Origin of the sequence: Herbidospora daliensis, from assembly GCF_001570585.1 — a bacterium.
Lineage (GTDB): Bacteria > Actinomycetota > Actinomycetes > Streptosporangiales > Streptosporangiaceae > Herbidospora > Herbidospora daliensis.
Genome location: NZ_BBXF01000003.1, coordinates 1116560 through 1137045, shown reverse-complemented (window position 1 = coordinate 1137045; position 20486 = coordinate 1116560). Strand labels below are relative to the sequence as shown.

Below are 20486 nucleotides of genomic sequence, written 5' to 3'. Positions count from 1 at the left end.
GGGTGACGTCGTTGCGGTTCGCGCCGGTCAGGATCACCGCCAGCGGGACGCCGGTGGCGTCGGTGATCAGGTGGTGCTTGCTTCCGGCCCGTCCTCGATCGACCGGGGACGGTCCGGTCTGCGGCCCCCTTTTAACGCTCTGATTTGGGAGGAGTCCACCGCAGCGCGGGACAGGTCCAGGGCATCGACACTCCGGAGCCGATCGAGCAGAACTTCATGCAGCCGCTGCCATATCCCGGCCCGGTTCCATTCGTCCAGGCGCCGCCAGCACGTCATGCCCGACCCATAGCCCAGCTCTTGCGGCAGGTGCTCCCAGGCGATCCCGGTATGCAGCACGAACAAGATGCCCTGCAAGGCCAGCCGGTCATCCAGCCGCTTACGTCCCGGATGCCGGACCCGGCGTTGACGACGGGGCAGCAACGGCTCGATCACCGCCCACAGCTCGTCGTCGACTTCCCACGGCTTGGACTTGGCCACCTGCAACGCCTTCCGCTGGGCTACAGCGAGAGATCAAAGCACAGCGGAAGTCATTCTGTTAGGGCCTCTAAGGGATGTCGATGCGGAACGGGCGGATCTCGGTGGCGTCCATGACGGAGAATCTGGAAGCCATACAGGAACTCTCCGTCCCTGTATTTCGGCGGAATCTGCATCATGTCGGACACGGCGCAACGACTAGAGCGGGCCCGAGCTGGCCGAACGTCTCGGCGTCACGGCGCGGACCGTGCGCAACGACGTCGAACGGCTGCGCGGGCTCGGCTGTCCGGTGCGGGCGTGACCGGCGGTTACCGGCTCGGGGCGGGTGTGCAAATGCCGCGGCTGCTGCTCGACGACAAGGAGGCGATCGCCGTCGCGGTCGGGCTGCGGGTGGGCGCCACTCACACGGTCCTCGGCATCGAGTAGGCGGCGCTGCGCGCCCTGACCAAGCTGGAGCAGATGCTGCCGTCGCGGCTTCGCCATCGTGTGAACGGCCTGCGCGCTCATCTCGTGCCGCTTCCGCACGCGGGGCCTCGCGTGGACGCCGACACGCTCACCGCCATCGCGGCCGCCGCGCGACCACGAGCGGATCCGGTTCGACTACGTCGGCCGCGGTCGAGCCGCTTCGGCTCGCGCACAGCCGGGGCGCTGATACCTGGTCGGCTGGGACGTCGCGAGGTCCGACTGGCGCACGTTCCGGGTGGACAGGCTGCAGACACCGAACGCCCTCGGTTCACTCCTCGCGAGCATCCGGCGGTGACCTGGCCGGCCATGTCGCGACCGGCCTGGCCACCGCCGCCTGGCAGTGCCGAGCGCGGGTGACGGTCCGCGCGCCGGCTGAGCACGTGCGCGAGCGGCTGCCGGCCGGGGTCCTGGTGGAATCGCTGGGCGAGGACGCCTGCGACGCCGCAGATGTCGGCCTGCTATCTCGGGCATCCTGGGGGCCGACTTCGAGGTCACCGGGCCGTCTGGACTCGTCGCGGAGATCCGCGCGCTGGGCGAGCGCTACCTGCGAGCGGTTCCGGAGGGTTGGAGCAGATCCAGTACGGGCGTCAAAGAATCCGGGCGTTCGCTGACGGGCAGCGGCTCGACCAGACGCACCTGGCAGCCGAGGGTGGCGGCGCCCGTGTCGGCTTCGGGGTCGTCGCCGACCATGAGGACGCTGTCGGGCGGGAGGCCCAGCGCGTCGCAGGCGAGCTGGAAGATCCTCGGGTCGGGCTTCATGACGTTGATCTCGTACGAGAGGACGAAGACGTCGACGTACTGGATCAGGCCGTGGAACTCGAAGACGGGGCGTAGGTCCCAGCCGGTGTTGCTGACCACCGCCGTGGGGACTCCGCGCGAGCGGAGTTCCCGGAGGACGTCCTTGGTGTCGGGATAGGGGTGCCAGGCCACGAGATGGAAAGTGCGCTCGTAGAGCGCATCGGCCAAAGCGGGGTCGGGGAGGTGGGCTTCTCGCGCCAGCGCGGTGTAGCAGGCTCGGTGGCGATCGGCGGTCAGGTCGCGGTCTCGCCAGAGGTTCACCAGGTGTGGGGGGATCACCTGGGGGACGGGACCGCCGGGCTGGGCGCCCATGAGCGTGAGACGGTCGGCGCAGGCGGTGATCTCGGGCTCGTCGAAGACGAACCGGCTGTCGGCGTCGAGGGCGCCTCGGAGCCATTGCTCTATGGGTTCGATCCGCAGGAGCGTCCCGGAGAAGTCGAACATCACGCCCTTGATCAAGAGTCAACCTCGCATTTCAACGGAAACCGACGACCCGGTCGACCGTAGCAGCGGGCAGGTGGGACGAGACTTGTGGCATGTCTGGGCTGAATCCCGGCGCTTCGGGAGAACTGACCGATCCTGACGGTCGCAGTTGGGTGGTGCGGAAACGCAGGCTCGACCCCAGAACGGTTCGGAGTCGGATGCGCCGGCGCGATCTCCCCGTGCTGTTGGGGGCGTCCGGCGGCTTCGAGCTGCGGTGGGTCATGGACGATGAGCGGAATGCCCTGTCGGAGCTGGTAAGCCGGAATTACGCGTTCACTGCTGACTCCCCAGCCGACGGCAGCGAGTACATGGGCTACGAGTTCGAGGACGAAACCGGGCGGCGTCTGCTCTACGTCGAGGAATGGTGCTGAGGCGCGTACTCAGGTGACCGCAGTCTAGGGCCGGAGGTAACCCGAAAGGTCAGCGGAGTTCGACCTGGATATCGCTCTCGGAGAAGGTTCCAAGAGGTCGTCCAGGACGACGTTCGGCCCCCAGCCCGATCGAGGCGCACTTCGGGCCGCTACGCCAGTTCACGATCGCAGGCTCCGACCGTCGCAACCACACCGTCCAGACCCGGGCCCTGCCGCTGGCGCAACGGCAATGCCCGCCATCCCAACGCCGTGAACGCGCCCGCGTCCGCAGCGAGAAACGCATCCGATGGGGCGGCCGGCCACTGTCAGCCGTGGCCTGACCGCCCAACCGCCTCAGGCGTTCGGGCCGAGCGAGGCGGGGAACCGTGACCAGACGCGGTGGCCGCCCAGCAGGGTGACCACCTCCGCCAGGACCGCCGGGCCCGTCTCGCCGACGACCACGCCGGGCGCGCCGGGTGGGATGCCCGCCGAGGCGAACGCCTCGGCCGCGCCGTCCCAGCCGCCGAGCGGCTTGCCGTGCCGGTAGGCCTCGTTCAGCAGGAGCGAGACGCGTGGGTCGACGTGGCCGCTCAGCCCCGCCTTGGCGTCGCGGGCGCCGATCGCGTCGACGCCCGGCGCGGGCGCGCCCGCCACGACGATCGCGTCGAACTCGACGGAGCGGGCGGCGGCGAAGGTGCGCTGGACCGACACCGGGTCGCCGGGGCCGGGCAGCACGCCGCCCACGGGGGCGATCACCAGCGGCGTCATGCCGCCGTCGAGGACCGTCTGGCGGACCGTGCGCAGGGCGTCGAGGTCGTCGCCCGCGACGATGCCGACGATCCGGCCCGCCGTCGGCCACTGGCGGCCGACCTGCGACAACGCGGGGCTCGGCTCGACGTACACCTCGGGTTTGCCCTCGGGGACCGGCAGGCCGAGGCCGAGCGCCACCTGCTCGCACAGGTAGGGGTCGACGCGCGCCAGCACCTGGAGCTGCCGCTCCCTGATCGCCTGCTCGAACACCTTGCTCAGTTCGAAGGTGTACGCCGCGATGATGTGCGCCTGCTCGACCGGCGACATGCTCAGCCAGAACAGGCGCGGCTGGCTGAAGTGGTCGTCGTAGGAGGCGGGCGCCACCCGTCCGCGGGCCGCGGCCTCGACCGGGAACGGGGCCTCCACGTATCCGCCCGGCGCCTGGAACGGGCAGCCGCCGTCGAGCGAGTTGGGCCGGTAGGGCGCGACCCCGGTGTGCACGGCGGTCTGGTGCATGCCGTCGCGCAGCATGTCGTTGACCGGCGCGTGCGGCCGGTTGATCGGCAGCTGGTCGAAGTTCGGCCCGCCCAGGCGGGTGATCTGGGTGTCGAGGTAGGAGAACAGGCGGCCGGCCAGCAGCGGGTCGTCGGTGACGTCGATGCCGGGCACAAGGTGGCCGACGTGGAAGGCGACCTGCTCGGTCTCGGCGAAGTAGTTGACCGGGTTGGCGTTCAGCGTCAGCAGGCCGATCGGCTGCACGGGCGCGAGCTCCTCCGGCACGATCTTCGTCGGGTCGAGCAGGTCGATGCCCTCGAACGTCTGGTCCTGGGAGTCGGGGAAGACCTGGATGCCGAACTCCCACTCCGGGTAGGCGCCCGCCTCGATGGCGTCGGCCAGGTCGCGCCGGTGGAAGTCGGGGTCGACGCCGTTGACGATCTGGGCCTCCTCCCAGACCAGGGAGTGCACGCCCGCCTTCGGCTTCCAGTGGAATTTGGCCAGCACGGTGCCGCCGTCGGCGGCGACCAGCCGGAACGTGTGGACGCCGAACCCTTCCATCATCCGGTACGACCTCGGGATGCCCCGGTCGGACATGTTCCACATGGTGTGGTGGGTCGCCTCGGTGTGCAGCGAGACGAAGTCCCAGAACGTGTCGTGCGCGCTCTGCGCCTGCGGGATCTCCCGGTCGGGGTGCGGCTTCCCGGCGTGGATGACGTCGGGGAACTTGATGGCGTCCTGGATGAAGAAGACCGGGATATTGTTGCCGACCAGGTCGAAGATTCCTTCGGAGGTGTAGAACTTGGTCGCGAACCCCCGGGTGTCGCGGACGGCGTCGGCCGATCCGCGCGAGCCCAGCACGGTGGAGAAGCGCACGAAGACCGGCGTCTCGGCGTCCTTGGCGAGGAAGGCGGCCTTGGTGACCTGGGCGGCGGTGCCGTAGCCGCGGAAGACGCCGTGGGCCGCCGCGCCCCGGGCGTGCACGACCCTTTCGGGGATGCGCTCGTGGTCGAAGTGGGTGATCTTCTCGCGCAGGTGGTGGTCGCGCAGCAGCACCGGCCCGCGCGGGCCCGCCTTGAGCGAGTGGTCGGTGTCGGGCAGCCGGGTGCCGGTGGCGGTGGTCAGGAACGACCCGCCCTGCGCCCGGGTCTCGGTCGTCTCGCCCGAGGGCTGCCCGGTCGGCGTGAACGGGTCGGGGCCGCGCTGGTCGGGCTTGGGCGGCAGCGGCCCGCGCGGCTCGACCGGTTCGGCGACCTGCGGCGGCATGCTCCCCGGCCGGCCCGGGATCTCCTCCCCGCCGTGGTCGGAGATGGCGTCGATGACCTTGTCGACGGCCTTGGCGACCGGGTTGTCCTTCTTGTTCACGATGTCCCCCCACCCGCACGTGCCCACGCTCCGTGACGGGCACGCGACAGAAGGGAGGAAAATGACCGAATCACTGTCTCAGCACGGCCTGGGCCGCCGACAACCTTTCGGGCTCGGGCCGGTCGGAGGCGTCGCCCGAGACGTCGTCGGCCCAGCCGAGGAGCCGGTGGACGTGGGCGTCGGCGAGCGACGCGGTGACGGCGGGCTCGCCCAGGGCCACCACGCCGCTGGTCCCGTCGATCGTGACGGTCGCGCCCTCGGGGATCGTGCGGTCGCCGGCGCCGAACGCGCCCGCCGCCACGACCAGCCCGGCCGCGCCGACCACGGCGGGCCGGCCCATCGCGCGGGCGACGACGGCCGCGTGGCTGGCCAGGCCGCCCCGGGCCGTGACGATCCCGGCGGCGGCCGCCATGCCGCGCAGGTCGAGCGGGGAGGTCTCGGGCCGCACCAGCACGACCGGCCCGGCGGCGGCCATCCGGACCGCCGCCTCCGCGCTGGTGGCGACCCGGCCGGTGGCGACGCCGGGGCAGGCGCCCAGCCCCCGGGCGACGACGTCGGCGGGGCCGGTGACGCGGGCGACCCGCCGCAGGTCGCCGGGGGCGACCCGGAGCAGCGCCTCGGTCCGGTCGATGACGCCGGCGTCGGCCAGGTCGGCCGCCACCACGACGGCGGCGGCCCCGGTGAACCGGCCGGGGCGCACCTGGAGGAACCACAGGTCGCCGCTCTCGTAGGTGAACTCCAGGTAGCAGGCGTCGCGGTAGTGCTCCTCGACGCGCGCCATCGCGCGGGTCAGCTCCGCCCACACGCGCGGCTCCCGCGCGGCCAGCCCGCCCAGCGGGACGGTCGGCTCCCGGCCCGACACCACCGCGTCGCCCCGCCGCCCGAACAGGACGTCGCCGAACGGGACGGGCGCGCCCGTGGTCGGGTCGCGGGTGAAGGCGACGCCCGTTCCGCTGCGGGGGTCGCGGTCGCCGTACACCATGGCCTGGATCGTCACGGCGGTGCCGAGGTCGTGGGGGATGCCGTTCAGGTCCCGGTACGTCCGGGCCCGGGGGGTGTGCCACGACGCGAACACCTCGGCGACGGCGTCCAGGACCGGTTCGACGGGGTCGGCGGGCAGGCCGAGGACGGTCGTCATCATGCCGGGCATCGACACGCTCGCGCCCGACCGCACCGACACCTCGGCGGCGGCCAGGCCCGCGAGGGCCGACCGCACTTCTGAGGCCAGCCCGCTCGGCGGCACGCCGTCGCGCAGGTAGGCGCGGCAGGCGTCGGCGCCGACGACGAACCCGGGGGGCACCGGCAGCCCGAGCCGGGTCAGCACGCCCAGCCCGTGGGCCTTCCCGCCGACCAGCTCGGCCGGCCGCCCCGACGTGAGGGGATGGACCCACCTCACCGCGGGATGCCGAGCGTGAGCAGCAGGTCTTCGTGCAGCTGGAACCAAATAACGTGGTAGGAGGCCATGTCGTCGGTCACGTAGCGGGTCTCCCCGGCGTGTACGCGGGCCAGCGCCCCGGCGAGCCGCTCGCGGTAACGCCCGAACCGGGGCAGCGCCCCGGCCAGGTCGGCGCAGACGGGCTCGGCCCGCCGGTCGAGGTCGTCGAGCAACGTGAGCACCCGCGTGTCGGGCCGCAGCTGCCACGCCTCGCACAGGTCGAGCAGTTCGGCGTTCAGCGGCAGGAACCGGTCGAGCGCCCCGGCCACTGCGGGCCGGGTGCCGGCGGCGGCGAGCTCGCCGGCGATCCAGGCGGCGTGGGCGGCCCGGCCCGCCGGCGTGACGCCCCATCCGCCGAAGGGGCCCGGCTCGAACGTGACCAGCCCGGCCACGGCCAGGTCGATCAGCTCCGACTCGACGTCGGGCTCGGGCCGCCCGGCGATCTCGGCCAGCCGCGCGAGGGTGGTGGAGCCGGCGCAGCGCAGGGTGTGGAGGGTCAGCACCCGAGAAGCATACTGAGAACATCCAGATGATCTGAACATCTGATTGCTTGATTACTCGATTACCTGGCAAGGTTTCCGATATGCGGCTTCCCGCGTGGTTCGCCGAACCCGCCGAACAGAGCGTGCCCGAGCCCGAGTTACGGGTCTCCACCCTTGAGCTCTTCTTCGACCTGGTCTTCGTCTTCACGGTCACGCAGCTGACCCACGTCCTGGTCACCGGCCTGGAGACGCCCGCGCCCGGCCACCCGGCCGTCACCATCGGCGAGAGCACCCTGCGGGTCGTGCTCCTGTTCGGGGTGATGTGGTGGATGTACTCCGGCTACGTCTGGCTGCTCAACTCCGTCCCGCCGGTACGTCCCGCGCGCCGCGTCCTGGTGCTGCTGGGCATGACCGGCTTCCTGCTGATGGCCCTGGCGATCCCGTCGACGTTCGACGGCGGCGGCCCGGCCTTCGCGGTCGGCTACCTGCTGCTGGTCGTGGTGCACGGCGCGCTCTACCTCCAGGCCACCCGGGCGATCGTGCGGGTGATCCCGTTCAACCTGGCGGCCACGGCGCTGATCGGCGCGGCGGCCTTCGTGCCCGCGCCCTACGACTACCTGCTGTGGGCGGCGGCGCTGGTCCTGCTCTGGGGCAGCCCCTACTTCATCGGCCAGAAGGGCTTCTCGCTGCGCGCGGCCCATGTGGTCGAGCGGCACGGCCTGCTGGTCATCGTCGTGCTCGGCGAGTCGATGCTGGCGATCGGCATCGGCGCCGCCGACCTCACCGTCGACCTGGGCCTCGGCCTCGCGGGCGCGCTCGGCCTGTGCCTGGCGGCCTGCCTGTGGTGGGCCTACTTCGGCGGCGACGACGAGACGGCGGCCGAGCACGCGCTGGCGGCGGCCGAACCGGTCACCCGGACGCGCATGATCCTGGGCGCCTACTTCTACGGGCACATCCCGATCCTGCTGGGCGTCGTCGCGGTGTCCGGCGGCATCAAGAAGGTCATCGGCCACCCCCTCGACCCGCTCAAGCCGTCGGCGGCGATCATGCTCGGGCTCGGGGTCGCCCTCTACCTCGCCGGCGACTTCTGGTTCCGCCGGGTGCTCGCCCTGGGTCAGACGCGGGTCAGGAGCCTGGCGGCGGCGGCCGCGCTGGTGACGGCCGCCGCGGGGTTGTGGTCGGCGATGGCCCAGCTGGCGCTTCTGGTGCTGGTTCTGGTGACGATGCTGGCGGTGGAGCACCGCGCCTCCCGCATACTGGACGCCTGATGAGCCGGAATCTGCTGCTGCGTCTCTCCCTCGTGCTGCTCCTGGTCTCCTGCGACTCCACCGGTGACTTCGAGGGCCGGGCCCGGCAGGTGGCGGCCGAATGGCAGGGGTCGGCCGCCGACCGGGCCTGGCGCACCGGCTTCGTGCCGCTGGGGGTGCTGAACCCCTACGGATGGATCACCGGCCGGCTGCCCTCCTGGGCCAACCGCAGCGCCCACAACAAGGCGTGGCAGCTGGCCGTCACGCTGCCCTCGCAGGCGCCCTCCCCCGCGCCGGTCCGCTGGCCCGACGGGACCGTCTCCCGCGTCCCGCTCGTCTCGGCGGCGGCCGCGTTCGCCGAGGTCAGCGGCAGCTCCCACCTCATCGAGGACCCGTGCCCTGCCAAGGGCTGCCGCCGGCTGGTCTTCACCGACGTGACGCTCGGCTCGGTGCCCATGGAGACCAGCCGGGGCACGATCCAGGCCCCCGCGTGGCGGTTCACCGCCGAGGGGCTCGACGAGCCCTTCTTCCGGGTGGCGGTCGACCCCTCGGTCGTCACGCCGCGCCCGCAGCGGGTGAAGGGCGAACACGAGCGGGTCATGGCCTTCGACCTCGTGCCGGGCAGGCCGGGCGACCTGCTCGTGCGCTACGGCTACGGCGCGTGCGAGGCGGTGGAGAAGGTCCTCGTCCACGAGACCGACCGGGTGGTGGTGGTCGGCGTCGAGGCCTCGCCGATGCCCGACCGCGACACGTGCCCATCGATCCTGAAGTCGGCCACGGCGACCGTGACGCTCGCCCGGCCGCTCGGCGACCGGCTGGTCCTCGACTCCGGCAGCGGGCTGCCGGTCGTCCAGGGACTGAAGCGATGATCCCGGCCCCTGGGGAGATCCGCGCGCTGCACCGCGCGCACGCGCCCTCGCCGGAGGCGTTCGAACTCGTGCACACCCACTGCGAGATCGTGTGGGCCATCGCCGAGCAGCTGCTGTCGCGGTGCGCGGAGGACCTCGACGCCGACCTGGTGCGGGCCGGGTGCCTCGTCCACGACATCGGGGTCTACCGGCTCGGCGACGCCCCCTACGTGCGCCACGGCGTGCTCGGGCACGAACTGCTCGCCGAGGCCGGGCTGCCCGAGACGATCCGGCGGTTCGCCTCCTGCCACACGGGCGTGGGGCTGCGCCGGGCCGACATCGTGGCGCAGAACCTGCCGATCCCACTCGGCGACTACGTCGCGGAGACGGGCGAGGAGGCGCTGGTCATGTACGCCGACAAGTTCCACAGCAAGTCGAACCCGCCGACGTTCTACTCGGCGACCGCGTTCGCCGCCCGGATCGCCCGCTTCGGCCCCGACAAGGTGGAGCTCTTCGACGCGATGCGGGCCCGGTTCGGCGAACCCGACCTGGCGCCCCTCGTCACGCGTTACGGTCATCGCCTCGTGTGAGTTCACGGTCGACGATGACCGCGATCTTGCCCCGGACGCCGCCGCCCGCCTTCAGCGTGCGCAACCCCGCGTTGATCGCGTCGAGGCCGCTGTCGACGGTCAGCCCGACGTGCGGGACCACGAGCCCCCGGTCGGCCCACTCCATCGCCAGCTCCATGCCGAGCCGCAGGAAACCACGGGCCTCGTCGTCGAGCAGGCCCGGCTCGGAGAAGTAGCGCAGCAGGTTGACGTTGACGTGCCGGGCCCCGCGATCGGCGAGGATCGCGCCGACCGGGCTGGCGGTCTCGGCGACGCGGGTCGTCCGGCCGGGCCCGACCCCGAGCACCACCCACTCGCCCCCGCGCCGCACGGTCGCCGCCGTCGCGGCGAAGCTGTCCTCCTGGTACGTCGCGTCGAAGACGAGGTCGGCCCCCCGCCCGCCGGTCAGCTCCCCGATCGCGGCCGCGACGTCGTCGTGCCGGTAGTCGAAGACGTGCCGCGCCCCCGACCGCCGGGCCAGCTCGATCGACTCGGCCCCGCCGCCGCTGCTGACCACGGTCGCGGCGGCCAGGGCGCGGGCCGCCATCTGCACGGCCAGATGCCCGACCCCGCCGCCCCCGCCCGGGATGTAGACGACGTCCCCGGGCCGGACCCGCCCGTAGAGCCCCGCGAAGGCCGACAGGAAACACATCGGCAGCGCCGCGCCGTCACGGAAAGCCAGCGCCGGCGGCTTGCGGACGGTCAGGAACCGCCGCGCGAGGGCGTGGGAGCCGCCGTCGCCGGCCGCCCACCCGCCGTCGCCGTCGAGGTCGGCCATCGCGACCACCGCGTCACCGACGGCCAGGTCGGTGACGTCCCGCCCCACCTCGGCGACGACGCCCGCCAGGTCGAACCCGAGGGCGACGGGCGGCGTGCGGCCCAGGAAGTTGAGCTCGGCGAGCTTGTACTCCAGCGGGTTCAGCGACGAGGCGGCGACCCGGATCACCACCTGATCGGCCTCCGGCGGCGGAACGGTGACGGTGACCGCCTCAAGGGGCAGCCCGGCGTGGTCGCGCGTGTAACCGACCCCGAGGAACGTCTGTCTCATGACCCGATTCCACCTGGCCGACCCACCGGCCACGATGACCGACGCGCGTTCACCGCTCCCGTTCCAGCCACCTCCTGAGGTCGTCGTCGTCCGATTCCGGGGGCAGCCCGTCGAGAATCCTGAGCGCCTGCCGCCGGAGGGGCTCCGCGCGGTGGGGGTGCGTCAGCACCATCAGGCTCAGGGTGTCGTCCTCCCAGCAGGTGGCGCCGACGAAGACCGAACCGTCGACCGACGACAGCGTGAAGGCCGGGTGGCCGTGGGAGCCCAGGACGCGGGAGCGCGACCCCGCGCCTCCCAGGTCCCAGCCGGGTTCCAGTTCGACCAGCGCCCACACCGGTTCCCACCATCGGGAGTCGCGCCACGACCCCGACTCCTCGCGGGCCCGGGAGAAGGCGGGGTCGGCGGCCTGGTCCATCGCGATCAGGAACCGCTCCCCGTCGGAGAAAAGCGCGTGTTCGACCGCCGTCGTGTGCCAGGCGCGGTTGAACGCGACGGCCAGATCGGGGTCGCCGACGTCGAACACCTGGTCCCGCCTGCCGTCCTCCGGCCCGGTTCGTGGACGCCGACTGCGAGAACCACCACGACGCCGTCGAGTCGCCGAACGAGGTCGGGATCATCACGACGGTCGCAGGCGGCGCCAGGCTGACCCTGGGCATCCAGTGGGGACAGGTGCCGTTCCGGGTCGTGGTGGCCGACCGGGATCCCGGCGCCGAGCTCGACCGCTACGAGGACGCCGTCGAGATCGCCTTCGAGGCGCTTTCGGGGCGGCTCACACTTGAGGAGTGGGGCGGCAACGGGTCGCATCCCCTGCCGCCGTTGCCCGCCGGGGGCGGCTTCTACCGGCTGCGTTATCACGTCCTGGGAATGGACGAGGAGGCCGAGGAGGACCACTACCTCCTGCAGATCTGGCCCGAGCCCTATCGCGACGCCGTCGTCGTCAAGTCGACCACCCATTCCTTCCGTTACTGGCTCGCCTCGTAGGGCGGAAAAACGCGTTGCGGCGGTCGTCCGTTCCGACGGATCGTTGGCCGGGTGGCCATTCTTGAAGCCCAATCCCTGACCAAACGCTTCGGGCCGGTTCAGGCCGTCGACGGGGTCGATCTGACCGTCGGCGAAGGGGAGATCACCGGTCTGCTCGGGCCCAACGGGGCCGGGAAGTCGACCACGCTCCACATGCTGCTCGGGCTCGTCACCCCCGACTCCGGGCGGGTGTCGATGTTCGGGCTCGATCTGCAGCGGCACCGGACCGAGGTGCTGAGCCGGGTCAACTTCTCGGCGAGTTATCTCGGGTTGCCGGGGGTGCTGCACGTGCGGGAGGTGCTGCACTCGTTCGCGCGGCTCTACGGGCTGCGCGACCCCCGGAAGCGGGTGGCCGAGGTCGTGGAGCTGCTGGAGATCGGGCCGCTGCTGAAGCGGCGGACCTCCGACCTGTCGTCGGGGCAGCACACCCGGGTCCAGCTCGCGAAGGCGCTGCTGAACGATCCCGAGCTGCTGGTGCTCGACGAGCCGACGGCGGCGCTCGACCCCGACGCCGGGGAGCGGATCAGGAACCTGCTGGTCTCGGTGGCGCGGGAGACCGGGACGGCGCTGCTCATCACCTCGCACAACATGCTCGAAGTGGAGCGGATGTGCGACACCATCCACTTCCTATCCGCCGGGCGGATCGTCGCCAGCGGGTCGGCGGCCGAGCTGGCCGCCCACTTCGGGGTCGTCGACCTCGAAGAGGTGTTCCTCAAGGTCGCGCGTGAGGGGGTGCCGGCGTGACGGCGATCGCGTTCGAAGCGCACAGCACGAGGGCCCGGCGGCGGCGGATCGCCGGGGTGGTCTACCGTGACCTCGCCGCGATGCGGCGCAGCCCGATCCGGGTGTTCGAGATCCTGTTCTGGCCGGTCATCGAACTGGTGGTCTGGGGGTACGTCACCCTGTTCCTCCAGGCCAACAAGGTGCCGTTCGTGGTGTCGATGCTGCTGGGCGCGGTGCTGCTCTGGCAGGTGCTGCACCGGGCCTCCAACGAGGTGGCGATCGGGTTCCTGGAGGACGTCTGGAGCCGCAACCTCATCAACCTGCACGTCACCCCGGTGACGCCGGGCGAGTACGTCACGGGGCTGATCCTCTTCTCGCTCATCAAGATCGCGGGTGGGCTCGCGGTGATGGTGACGCTGGCCTACGTGCTCTACGGGTTCGGGCTGTTCTCCGTCGGGATCGGGCTGATCCCGTTCATGGCGGTGCTGCTCGTGCTCGGGTGGGCGCTGGCGCTGGTGGCGATCTCGTCGGTGTTGCGGTTCGGCGAGGGCGCGCAGGTCATCGCGTGGAGCCTGGTGTTCGTGTTCCAGCCGGTCGCGGGCGTCTTCTACCCGGTCTCGGTGCTGCCCGAAGCGCTCCAGTGGCTGGCGAGCGCGGTTCCGGCCAGTCACGTGTTCGAGGGCATGCGGGCGGTGCTGGGGGGCGCGCCCGTCCCGTGGGACACGCTCGCGCTGGCCGCCGGGCTCGACGTCGTCTACGTCGCGGTGGCCCTGTGGCTCTACACCGCGACGTTGCGGCACGCCCGGTCCAAGGGGCGGTTGTCCCGCTTCGGAGAGTGAACTATCTACGGTAATGTCCCGGGTCATGAGTGAGGCGGGCGCCCCGCTCGTCCAGGGGTACGAGGTGCTCGGCATCCTCGGCCAGGGCGGGTTCGGCATCGTGTACAGGGCCCGGCAGCTCGCCGTCGGCCGCGAGGTCGCACTGAAGATCGACAACAGGGTCCTGGTCAACGACCGTGACCGGCGGCGCTTCATGCGCGAGGTCACCTCGGCCGGGGCCCTGTCGGGGCACCCCAACGTCGCCGACGTCTACGACGCGGGGGTGCTCGGCGACGGGCGCCCGTTCATGGTGCTGGAGTTGTGCCCGGGCGGGTCGCTGGCCGACCGGCTCAAGGAGCGGGGTCCTTTCTCGGTACGCGAGGTGCGCGACATCGGGATCAAGATCTCCGACGCGGTCGCCGCCGCGCACGCCAACGGGGTGCTGCACCGCGACATCAAGCCGGCCAACATCCTGATGAACGGCTACGGCCAGGTGGCGCTGTCGGACTTCGGGCTGGCCACCATGCCGTCCAAGGGCGAGGGCGCCGAGCTGTCGGTCACGCGCGAGTCGCTGACCCCGGCCTACGCGCCGCCGGAGGCGTTCGAGCTGGTCGAGCCGACCGCGCAGGGCGACGTCTACTCGCTCGCGGCGACCTTCTACGCGCTGCTGAACGGGCGGCCGCCCCGGTTCCCCGCCACCGGCGTGGCCAACATCGCGGTCATCATGGCGCTGCACCGCCAGCCGGTGCCCGACGTGGCCGGGGTGCCGCAGGGGTTGCTGAACGTGCTCCGGCACGCCCTGGTCACCGACCCCGCGCAGCGCACCCAGACCGCCGCCGAACTACGCGACGCGCTGGCGGCGCTCGACCCCGACGGCAACGCGACCGCCGCGCGCCCGGTCGCGCCGGTGCCCGCTCCCCCGCCCTACCAGCCGCCGCCGCTGCGGCCGCCGTTCCAGGACGTGCGGGTCGGCGGGCCCGGCACCGTCAGCCCGAAGCACGGGCCGGTGCAGCACTACGCCTCCACCCGGCCGCCCGGCTACCGCCCGCCGCCGCCCCCGCCGGCGCGGCGGACCTCGCCGGTCGGGTTCGTCATCGCGGCGGTGTTCTTCGCGTTGCTGCTCGGCGGGGGCATCGCCTACTGGGTGATCGAAGGACAACGCGCCGACCCGCCCGCGACCTACGACGGCGCCCCCGCGCCCGACGCGGCCGGCGTCCCGGCGAACGTGGCGACGTACACGGAGAACTGCGCGGCGGCCAAGGTGGTCGCGGGCGCCGCGTGCGTGAAGGAGGCCGAGTGCTGGGAGAGCATCCTCAGCCTGGCCGGGGCGGTCACCGCGCCGAGGGTGGGCTGCGAGGCGCAGCACGCGTGGGAGACCTACGCCATCGCGCCGATGCCGTCCGACGCCGTCACGTGGAACGGCAACACCCTGGAGAAGCACCCCACGGTCGCCAAGCTCTGCTCGATGGCGACGCTGATGGCGTCCCGGCAGGGAACGGCGAAGAAGGTCACCGCCGACCAGTGGTCGCCCAGCGTGCTGCCGCCGACCAAGGAGGCGTTCGCGGCGGGTGACCACTCCTACCGCTGCGTGGGCGCGAGGCCCGGCAAGTCGGGCGACGGGTCCTACTTCGCCTACTGAGGCCAGTTCGCGATGATCTCCGGCGTGATCTTCTCGACGTAGCAGCGCGAGGTCGTGCGGTTCGCGTAGAGGCAGACCTTCACGTCGGCCCGTTTGACCCGGCCGTCGGAGCTCAGCCGGAACGACGCCGTCGAGCACGTCGTCTTGGCCCGGCTCCAGCCGGTGCCGCCGCCCGTGTAGTGGAAACGCGCTCTGATGTACGCGCAGTGCGACGGCGACCGGTCGCGCAGCTTTCCGTACACGACGAAGGTCTCCGCCCTGAACGGGGTGATCCGGACGTCGGCCTGGGCGCGGCCGTTCGTGGAGTTCACCGGGCCCCAGTGGATTCCGGCGGCGGCCTCGGCGGGGCCGCCGGCGGCGAGCGCGAGGGCGGTCAGACCGGCGGCGATCAATCTCTTCTTCATGGTCCCCGACGGTAGAGATCGCGACTTGGAGCACCCTTGCGAGTGGCTTGGTCCCGGTCTGGGCGATACTGCCCTGTGCGCGTTGACTTGCTCGGGCCGTTCGAGGTCCGGAACGAGGCCGGTTCCGTCGTGGAGGTTCCCGGGGCCCGGCTGCGGGCCCTGCTGGCCGCGCTCGCCCTGGAGCCGGGCCGGATCGTGACCCGTTCGCGCCTGGTCGACTGGATCTGGGGCGAGCGGCCGCCCGCCGACGAGGTGAACGCCGTGCAGGCGCTGGTGTCCCGGCTGCGCCGGGTGCTCCCGGACGGGGTGGTCGAGGCCGACTCCGGCGGCTACCGGCTGGCCGTGGCCCCCGACGCGGTCGACGCCGCCCGGTTCGAGCTGCTGGTCGCCCAGGCGCGATCCGCCGAGCCCGCACAGCGGGCCGAGCTGCTGCGGTCGGCCCTGGCCCTCTGGCGCGGCCCCGCGCTGGCCGACGTCGCGCTGAGCGGCAGCGAGACCTTCGACGCCGCCGTCACCCGCCTCGGCGAGCTGCGCCTCGCCGCGCTCGGCGACCGGATCGAGGCCGACCTGCGCCTCGGCCACGGCGCCGACCTGGTGACCGAGCTGACCGGCCTGGTGGCCGCCCATCCGCTGCGCGAGGGCTTCGTCGCGGCGCTGATGCGGGCGTTCGCCGAGGCCGGACGCGGCGCCGAGGCGCTCACCCTCTACCAGCGCACCCGCGAACGGCTCGCCGAGGAACTGGGCGTCGACCCGTCGGCCGAGCTGACCGCCCTGCACACCGCCGTCCTGCGGGGCGAGGCGGGCGGCGAGCGGCGGTCCACCAACCTGCGCGCCGAGCTGACCAGCTTCGTCGGCAAGGACGACGAGGTCGCCGAAGTGGCCGCCCTGGCCGCAAGGCACCGGCTGGTCACCCTGACCGGCATGGGCGGCGCGGGCAAGACCCGCCTGGCCACCGAGACCGCGCGCACCCTGCTGCCCGGCCTGCCCGACGGGGTGTGGCTGGTCGAGCTGGCCCCGCTGCGGCCGGGCGGCGACCTGGCCCAGGCCGCGCTCACCGCGATCGGCCTGCGCGAGCAGGCCCTGCTCGGCGGGGTGCGGGCCGGGGAGCCCGTCGAGCGGCTCGTCGCCGCGCTGCGCGACCGCGAGATCCTGCTGGTGCTCGACAACTGCGAGCACGTGATCGAGGCCGCCGCCGCGTTCGCCGACCGGCTGCTGGGCGAGTGCCGCCGGTTGCGGATCCTGGCCACCAGCCGCGAGCCGCTCGGCATCACCGGCGAGGTGCTCTGGCAGGTCGAGCCGCTGGCGTCCGAGGCGGCGCTGCGGCTGCTGCGCGACCGCGCCGCCCTGGTGCGCCAGGACGTCGGGGCCGACGAGTCGGCCGTGGCCGCCATGGCGCGGATCTGCCGGGCGGTCGACGGCATGCCGCTGGCGATCGAGCTGGCCGCGGCCCGGCTGCGCACCATGTCGGTCGAGCAGTTGGCCCGCCGCCTCGACGACCGGTTCCGGCTGCTGACGGGCGGCAGCCGGACCGCGCTGCCGCACCACCGGACGCTGCGCGCCGTCGTCGACTGGAGCTGGGACCTGCTGTCGGACGACGAACGCGGCGTGCTGCGGCGGTTGTCGGTGTTCGCGGGCGGGGCGAGCCTGGAGGCGGCCGTGCGGGTCTGCGGCGAGGAGGACCTGCTGACCGCGCTGGTGGAGAAGTCGCTGGTGCTCGCCGACGGCGGCGACGCGCCCCGCTACCGGATGCTCGGCGTCATCGCCGAGTACGCCGCCGACCGGCTCGCCGAGGCCGGGGAGACCGAGGCGGCCCGCCTGGCGCACCTGGCCTACTTCACCGAGCTGGCCGAGACTGCCGACCCCCACCTGCGGAGCGCCGGGCAGCTCGGCTGGCTGGCCACGCTGGACGCCGAGCACGACAACGTCTCGGCCGCGCTGCGCGGGGCCATCGCCGACGGGCGTGCGGAGGAGGCGATGCGGCTGGCCGCGGCGGCGGGCTGGTACTGGTATCTGGGCGGGCACCGGGCCGAGGGCGCCGAGCTGAGCGTCGCGGCGGCCTCCCTGCCGGGCGAGGTGTCCGACGAGGTGCGGGCGCTGGCGTACACGATCGTCACCGTGTTCGTCACCTCGGGGCTCGGCGGCGACCACTTCCAGGCCGAGAAGTGGATCCTGGAGGCCCACCGGCTGGCGGTGCGGGGCGGCTACCGGCACCCCATGCTCGGGTTCATCGAGCCGCTGGAGCGCATGCTGCGCGAGCCGGGCGGATTCCTGTCGGCGTTCGACCCGCTGATGCTCGACGACGACCCGTGGGTGCGCGCGCAGGCGCGGCTCAGCCGGGCCCGGCTGCGGCTGACGGTCGGCGGCGACGAGACCGGCGTCGACACCGACGGCGAGCTGGCCCTCGCCGGGTTCCGCGAGGTCGGCGACCGGTGGGGGGTGTCGTCGGCGCTGGCGTTCGTGGCCGACCGGCTCGCCATGCGGGGCGCGTTCGAGCGGGCCTGCGCCCACTACGAGGAGGCGATCACCGCGCTGACCGAGGTCGGCGCGATCGAGGACGTCGTCGGCCTGCGCGCCCGGCAGGCCCAGCTCTACTGGCTGCTCGGCGACGAGGAGCGCAGCGCGGCGGCGATGGCCGAGGCGCAGCGCCGCGCGGGCGGCATCGCGTGGCCGAACGTGCTGGCCGAACTCGCCGTCGCCAAGGGCCAGCTGGCCCGCTGGCGCGGCGACTCCGAGGAGGCCCTGCGGCAGCTCGACGCGGCCGGGGCGCTGCTGGAGGACGACCCGACCGGCTGGGTGCGCGCGCTGGCCATGGACATGCGCGGCGGCCTGGCCGCCGACCTCGGCGAGGCGCGCCGCCACCGGGCCGAGGCGTTCCGGGTGGCCGTGACCAGCGGATACCCGCCGATGATCGCCACCGTGCTGATCGGCATCGCCGAGCTGGCGCTCCGCCAGGGCGAGCCCGCGCAGGCCGCCCGGCTGCTCGGCGCGGCCGAGGCGGTGCGCGGCACCCCCGACCACTCGCTCCCGGACGTCGCCCGGATCTCCGCCGAGACGCGCGACCGCCTCGGCGAACAGGCGTTCACCGAGGCGGTCCGGGAGGGCGGGCGGCGCGACTGGCGGGAGCTGGCGCAGGTCACACTCGCTTCGTGAACGTCGCCCGCGCCCACCCGTAGCTGACCACCGCGATCGCGAGGCACCAGGCGACCGCCGCCACGGCCGCGCCGGTCGACGGGGTCCCGGCGAGGAACCCGCGCAGGGCCTCGATGACCGCGCTGAACGGCTGGTACTCGGCGAACTGCGCCACCCCGGGCCCCATCCGCTCGGCGGGCACGAACGCGCTGCTCAGGAACGGCAGCAGCATCAGCGGGACGGCGATGACGCCGGCGCTCTCGGGGGTCTTGGCGGCCAGCCCGAACGCGACGGTCAGCCACGCCACCGCCGCCACCGCGAGCACCACGACGCCGATCGCGCCGAGCCACTCCCCCGGCCCGGCCTGCGGCGCGAACCCCATCAGGAACGCGATCCCGACGACGACCGCGATGGCCAGCAGGCTGCGCAGCGTGGTCACGATCACGTGGGCGTTCAGGACGGCGGCGCGGGAGACGTCCATGACGCGGAGGCGGTTGATGAACCCGGTCGTCATGTCGGCGTTCACCGCGATGGTGGTCGAGGTGACGCCGTAGCAGATGGTCATGATGACCAGGCCGGGGGTGGCGTAGTCGATGTAGTTCACCCCGACGTCGAAGCCGTCGCCCAGGACGTACACCATCAGGAAGATCAGGAAGACCGGCAGCAGCAGGGCGTTGATGACCGCGACGGGGTTGCGCACGGCGTGCCGGACGTTGCGCCGGACCATGGTCGTGGAGTCGGACAGGGTTTTCATCGGGCACCGCCGGTGAGGGAGAGGAAGACGTCGTCGAGGTCGGGGGTGTGCACGGACAGTTCGCCGACCTCGACGCCGTGCGCGTCGAGACGGTCGAGCAGGGCGCGCAGCGCGCGGACGCCGCCGTCGCCGGGCACCCGCAGGGTCAGGTCGTCGTCGTCCGGGGTGGAGCCGGCGAGGACGCGCGCCGCGGCGTCGAGGGCGGTCCGGTCGGCGAACCTCAGCCGGACGTGGCTGCCGGGCACCCGCCGCTTGAGCTCCGCCGGGGTGCCCTCGGCGACCAGCCGGCCGTGGTCGAGCACGGCGACCCGCCCGGCGAGCTGGTCGGCCTCTTCGAGGTACTGGGTGGTCAGGAAGACGGTCGTGCCGTCGGCGACCAGCTCGCGGATGATCTCCCACATGGTGCGGCGGCTGCGGGGGTCGAGGCCGGTGGTGGGCTCGTCCAGGAAGATGATCTGGGGCCGCCCGACCAGCGTCATCGCGAGGTCGAGCTTGCGCCGCATGCCGCCCGAGTAGGACGCCGCGGGCCGGCCCGCCGCCTCCGTCAGGTCGAACCGGTCGAGCAGCCCGGCGACCAGACGACGGCCCTCCGCCCGGGGCAGCCGCAGCAGGTCGGCCATCATCTGGAGGTTCTCCTCGCCGGTGAGGAGAAGGTCGACCGAGGCGAACTGCCCGGTGACGCCGATCGCCGCCCGGACCGCCCGGGTGTGGGTGGTGACATCGTGCCCGGCGACGAGCACCGTGCCGGCGTCGGGGGCCAGCAGCGTGGTCAGCACGTTGACCGTGGTGGTCTTGCCCGCGCCGTTGGGCCCGAGCAGCGCGAAGACCGTGCCGGCTCGGACGTCGAGGTCGACGCCATCGAGCACGACCTTGTCTCTGTATGCCTTACGCAGCCCCGTGGCCGCGATCGCGGAACCGTTCATGGGTCATACGATGCGGGGCGGCGCTGACACGGGACCGCCGCCGTGCTGACGTCGCCGATGCTGGAGCGTCAGGCGCTCTCGCCGGGTCCAGACCGTATTGACGTCACCCGGCTCAGGATCCACCGTGACACCAGGGGCTTGGCGAACACCCGGTCTGGGGGCGGACCCATGAGCCCAGGCAGTCTCATCCCACCGGGCGATCCGCACTCTGGCAGCAGCCCCGTCTTC

20 protein-coding genes and 1 pseudogene are annotated in these 20486 nt (G+C 72.7%); 11 read left to right on the top strand and 10 right to left on the bottom strand.

The features are described 5' to 3' along the window. Positions 1-477 (bottom strand): annotated as a pseudogene (locus tag AW274_RS20120) (IS5 family transposase); the annotation flags it as partial. Between the two features lie 211 nt (positions 478-688). Here AW274_RS20120 and AW274_RS43150 point away from each other — a divergent pair. Both AW274_RS43150 and AW274_RS43145 read left to right on the top strand, forming a co-directional pair. After that, positions 689-775 (top strand): HTH domain-containing protein, encoded by an 87-nt coding sequence (locus AW274_RS43150; RefSeq protein WP_269750597.1) that lies wholly within the window; start codon positions 689-691, stop codon positions 773-775. A 354-nt stretch (positions 776-1129) separates the two neighbouring features. After that, positions 1130-1234 carry a WYL domain-containing protein gene (locus AW274_RS43145; RefSeq protein WP_439648776.1) on the top strand — a complete coding sequence of 35 codons (105 nt, stop codon included), beginning with the start codon at positions 1130-1132 and terminating at the stop codon, positions 1232-1234. Positions 1235-1479: 245 nt separating this feature from the next. On the opposite strand, the gene AW274_RS20115 is transcribed toward AW274_RS43145, so the two are convergent. After that, positions 1480-2196: an HAD family hydrolase gene (locus AW274_RS20115; RefSeq protein WP_198169295.1), complete on the bottom strand. Its 717-nt coding sequence runs from the start codon at positions 2194-2196 to the stop codon at positions 1480-1482. 77 nt (positions 2197-2273) lie between these two features. On the opposite strand from AW274_RS20115, the gene AW274_RS20110 reads away from it, so the two are divergent. Next, the gene (locus AW274_RS20110) at positions 2274-2591 is read left to right on the top strand and encodes a hypothetical protein (RefSeq protein WP_157520480.1); all 318 of its coding nucleotides are present in this window, start codon (positions 2274-2276) and stop codon (positions 2589-2591) included. A gap of 333 nt (positions 2592-2924) precedes the next feature. On the opposite strand, the gene AW274_RS20105 is transcribed toward AW274_RS20110, so the two are convergent. The 3 genes from AW274_RS20105 to AW274_RS41390 all read right to left on the bottom strand — a co-directional run bounded on the left by AW274_RS20105 (position 2925) and on the right by AW274_RS41390 (position 7118). Next, positions 2925-5180, bottom strand: coding sequence for a catalase (locus AW274_RS20105; protein ID WP_062434471.1), 2256 nt, complete (start codon positions 5178-5180; stop codon positions 2925-2927). A 70-nt stretch (positions 5181-5250) separates the two neighbouring features. Next, positions 5251-6576: a PEP/pyruvate-binding domain-containing protein gene (locus tag AW274_RS20100; RefSeq protein WP_198169294.1), complete on the bottom strand. Its 1326-nt coding sequence runs from the start codon at positions 6574-6576 to the stop codon at positions 5251-5253. Further along, the gene (locus AW274_RS41390; protein ID WP_232320194.1) at positions 6573-7118 is read right to left on the bottom strand and encodes a transcriptional regulator; all 546 of its coding nucleotides are present in this window, start codon (positions 7116-7118) and stop codon (positions 6573-6575) included. Before AW274_RS41390 ends, AW274_RS20100 begins: the two co-directional genes overlap by 4 nt. Positions 7119-7198: 80 nt before the next feature. Between AW274_RS41390 and AW274_RS20090 the strand changes: the two genes are divergently transcribed. Genes AW274_RS20090 through AW274_RS20080 form a run of 3 tightly spaced genes read left to right on the top strand, consistent with a single transcriptional unit; the run spans position 7199 to position 9782 of the window. Continuing rightward, complete coding sequence (locus AW274_RS20090) at positions 7199-8365, top strand: low temperature requirement protein A (RefSeq protein WP_062434461.1); 1167 nt, start codon at positions 7199-7201, stop codon at positions 8363-8365. After that, a complete protein-coding gene (locus AW274_RS20085; RefSeq protein WP_062434458.1) occupies positions 8365-9213 on the top strand; it encodes a hypothetical protein in 849 nt (282 codons plus the stop codon). Before AW274_RS20090 ends, AW274_RS20085 begins: the two co-directional genes overlap by 1 nt. After that, positions 9210-9782: an HD domain-containing protein gene (locus tag AW274_RS20080; protein WP_062434455.1), complete on the top strand. Its 573-nt coding sequence runs from the start codon at positions 9210-9212 to the stop codon at positions 9780-9782. The genes AW274_RS20085 and AW274_RS20080 overlap by 4 nt, the downstream gene beginning before the upstream one ends. Here AW274_RS20080 and AW274_RS20075 read toward each other — a convergent pair. Both AW274_RS20075 and AW274_RS20070 read right to left on the bottom strand, forming a co-directional pair. After that, positions 9754-10848, bottom strand: coding sequence for a quinone oxidoreductase family protein (locus AW274_RS20075; protein WP_062434452.1), 1095 nt, complete (start codon positions 10846-10848; stop codon positions 9754-9756). The genes AW274_RS20080 and AW274_RS20075 overlap by 29 nt on opposite strands. A gap of 49 nt (positions 10849-10897) precedes the next feature. Continuing rightward, a complete protein-coding gene (locus AW274_RS20070; RefSeq protein WP_062434449.1) occupies positions 10898-11371 on the bottom strand; it encodes a hypothetical protein in 474 nt (157 codons plus the stop codon). A gap of 32 nt (positions 11372-11403) precedes the next feature. Between AW274_RS20070 and AW274_RS20065 the strand changes: the two genes are divergently transcribed. From AW274_RS20065 to AW274_RS20050, 4 genes are read left to right on the top strand one after another with little or no spacing between them, the layout of a single operon-like run. Next, positions 11404-11829 carry a hypothetical protein gene (locus AW274_RS20065; RefSeq protein ID WP_062434446.1) on the top strand — a complete coding sequence of 142 codons (426 nt, stop codon included), beginning with the start codon at positions 11404-11406 and terminating at the stop codon, positions 11827-11829. Between the two features lie 51 nt (positions 11830-11880). After that, positions 11881-12612, top strand: a complete 732-nt coding sequence (locus AW274_RS20060; RefSeq protein ID WP_062434444.1) for an ABC transporter ATP-binding protein — start codon at positions 11881-11883, stop codon at positions 12610-12612. Beyond that, on the top strand, positions 12609-13430 hold the full coding sequence (locus AW274_RS20055; protein WP_062434441.1) for an ABC transporter permease: 822 nt from the start codon (positions 12609-12611) through the stop codon (positions 13428-13430). Before AW274_RS20060 ends, AW274_RS20055 begins: the two co-directional genes overlap by 4 nt. Before the next feature lie 25 nt (positions 13431-13455). Further along, positions 13456-15048 carry a serine/threonine-protein kinase gene (locus AW274_RS20050; protein ID WP_062434756.1) on the top strand — a complete coding sequence of 531 codons (1593 nt, stop codon included), beginning with the start codon at positions 13456-13458 and terminating at the stop codon, positions 15046-15048. Here the strand turns inward: AW274_RS20050 and AW274_RS20045 are convergent. Beyond that, on the bottom strand, positions 15042-15452 hold the full coding sequence (locus tag AW274_RS20045) for a hypothetical protein (RefSeq protein WP_157520477.1): 411 nt from the start codon (positions 15450-15452) through the stop codon (positions 15042-15044). The two genes, AW274_RS20050 and AW274_RS20045, sit on opposite strands and share 7 nt — an antisense overlap. A gap of 75 nt (positions 15453-15527) precedes the next feature. Between AW274_RS20045 and AW274_RS20040 the strand changes: the two genes are divergently transcribed. Then, entirely contained in the window at positions 15528-18602 is a 3075-nt protein-coding gene (locus AW274_RS20040; RefSeq protein WP_062434435.1) for an AfsR/SARP family transcriptional regulator, read from the top strand. On the opposite strand, the gene AW274_RS20035 is transcribed toward AW274_RS20040, so the two are convergent. Beyond that, positions 18586-19335 (bottom strand): ABC transporter permease, encoded by a 750-nt coding sequence (locus AW274_RS20035; protein ID WP_062434432.1) that lies wholly within the window; start codon positions 19333-19335, stop codon positions 18586-18588. The two genes, AW274_RS20040 and AW274_RS20035, sit on opposite strands and share 17 nt — an antisense overlap. Beyond that, a complete protein-coding gene (locus AW274_RS20030) occupies positions 19332-20258 on the bottom strand; it encodes an ATP-binding cassette domain-containing protein (protein WP_062434429.1) in 927 nt (308 codons plus the stop codon). The genes AW274_RS20035 and AW274_RS20030 overlap by 4 nt, the downstream gene beginning before the upstream one ends. Positions 20259-20486 lie beyond the last annotated feature (228 nt).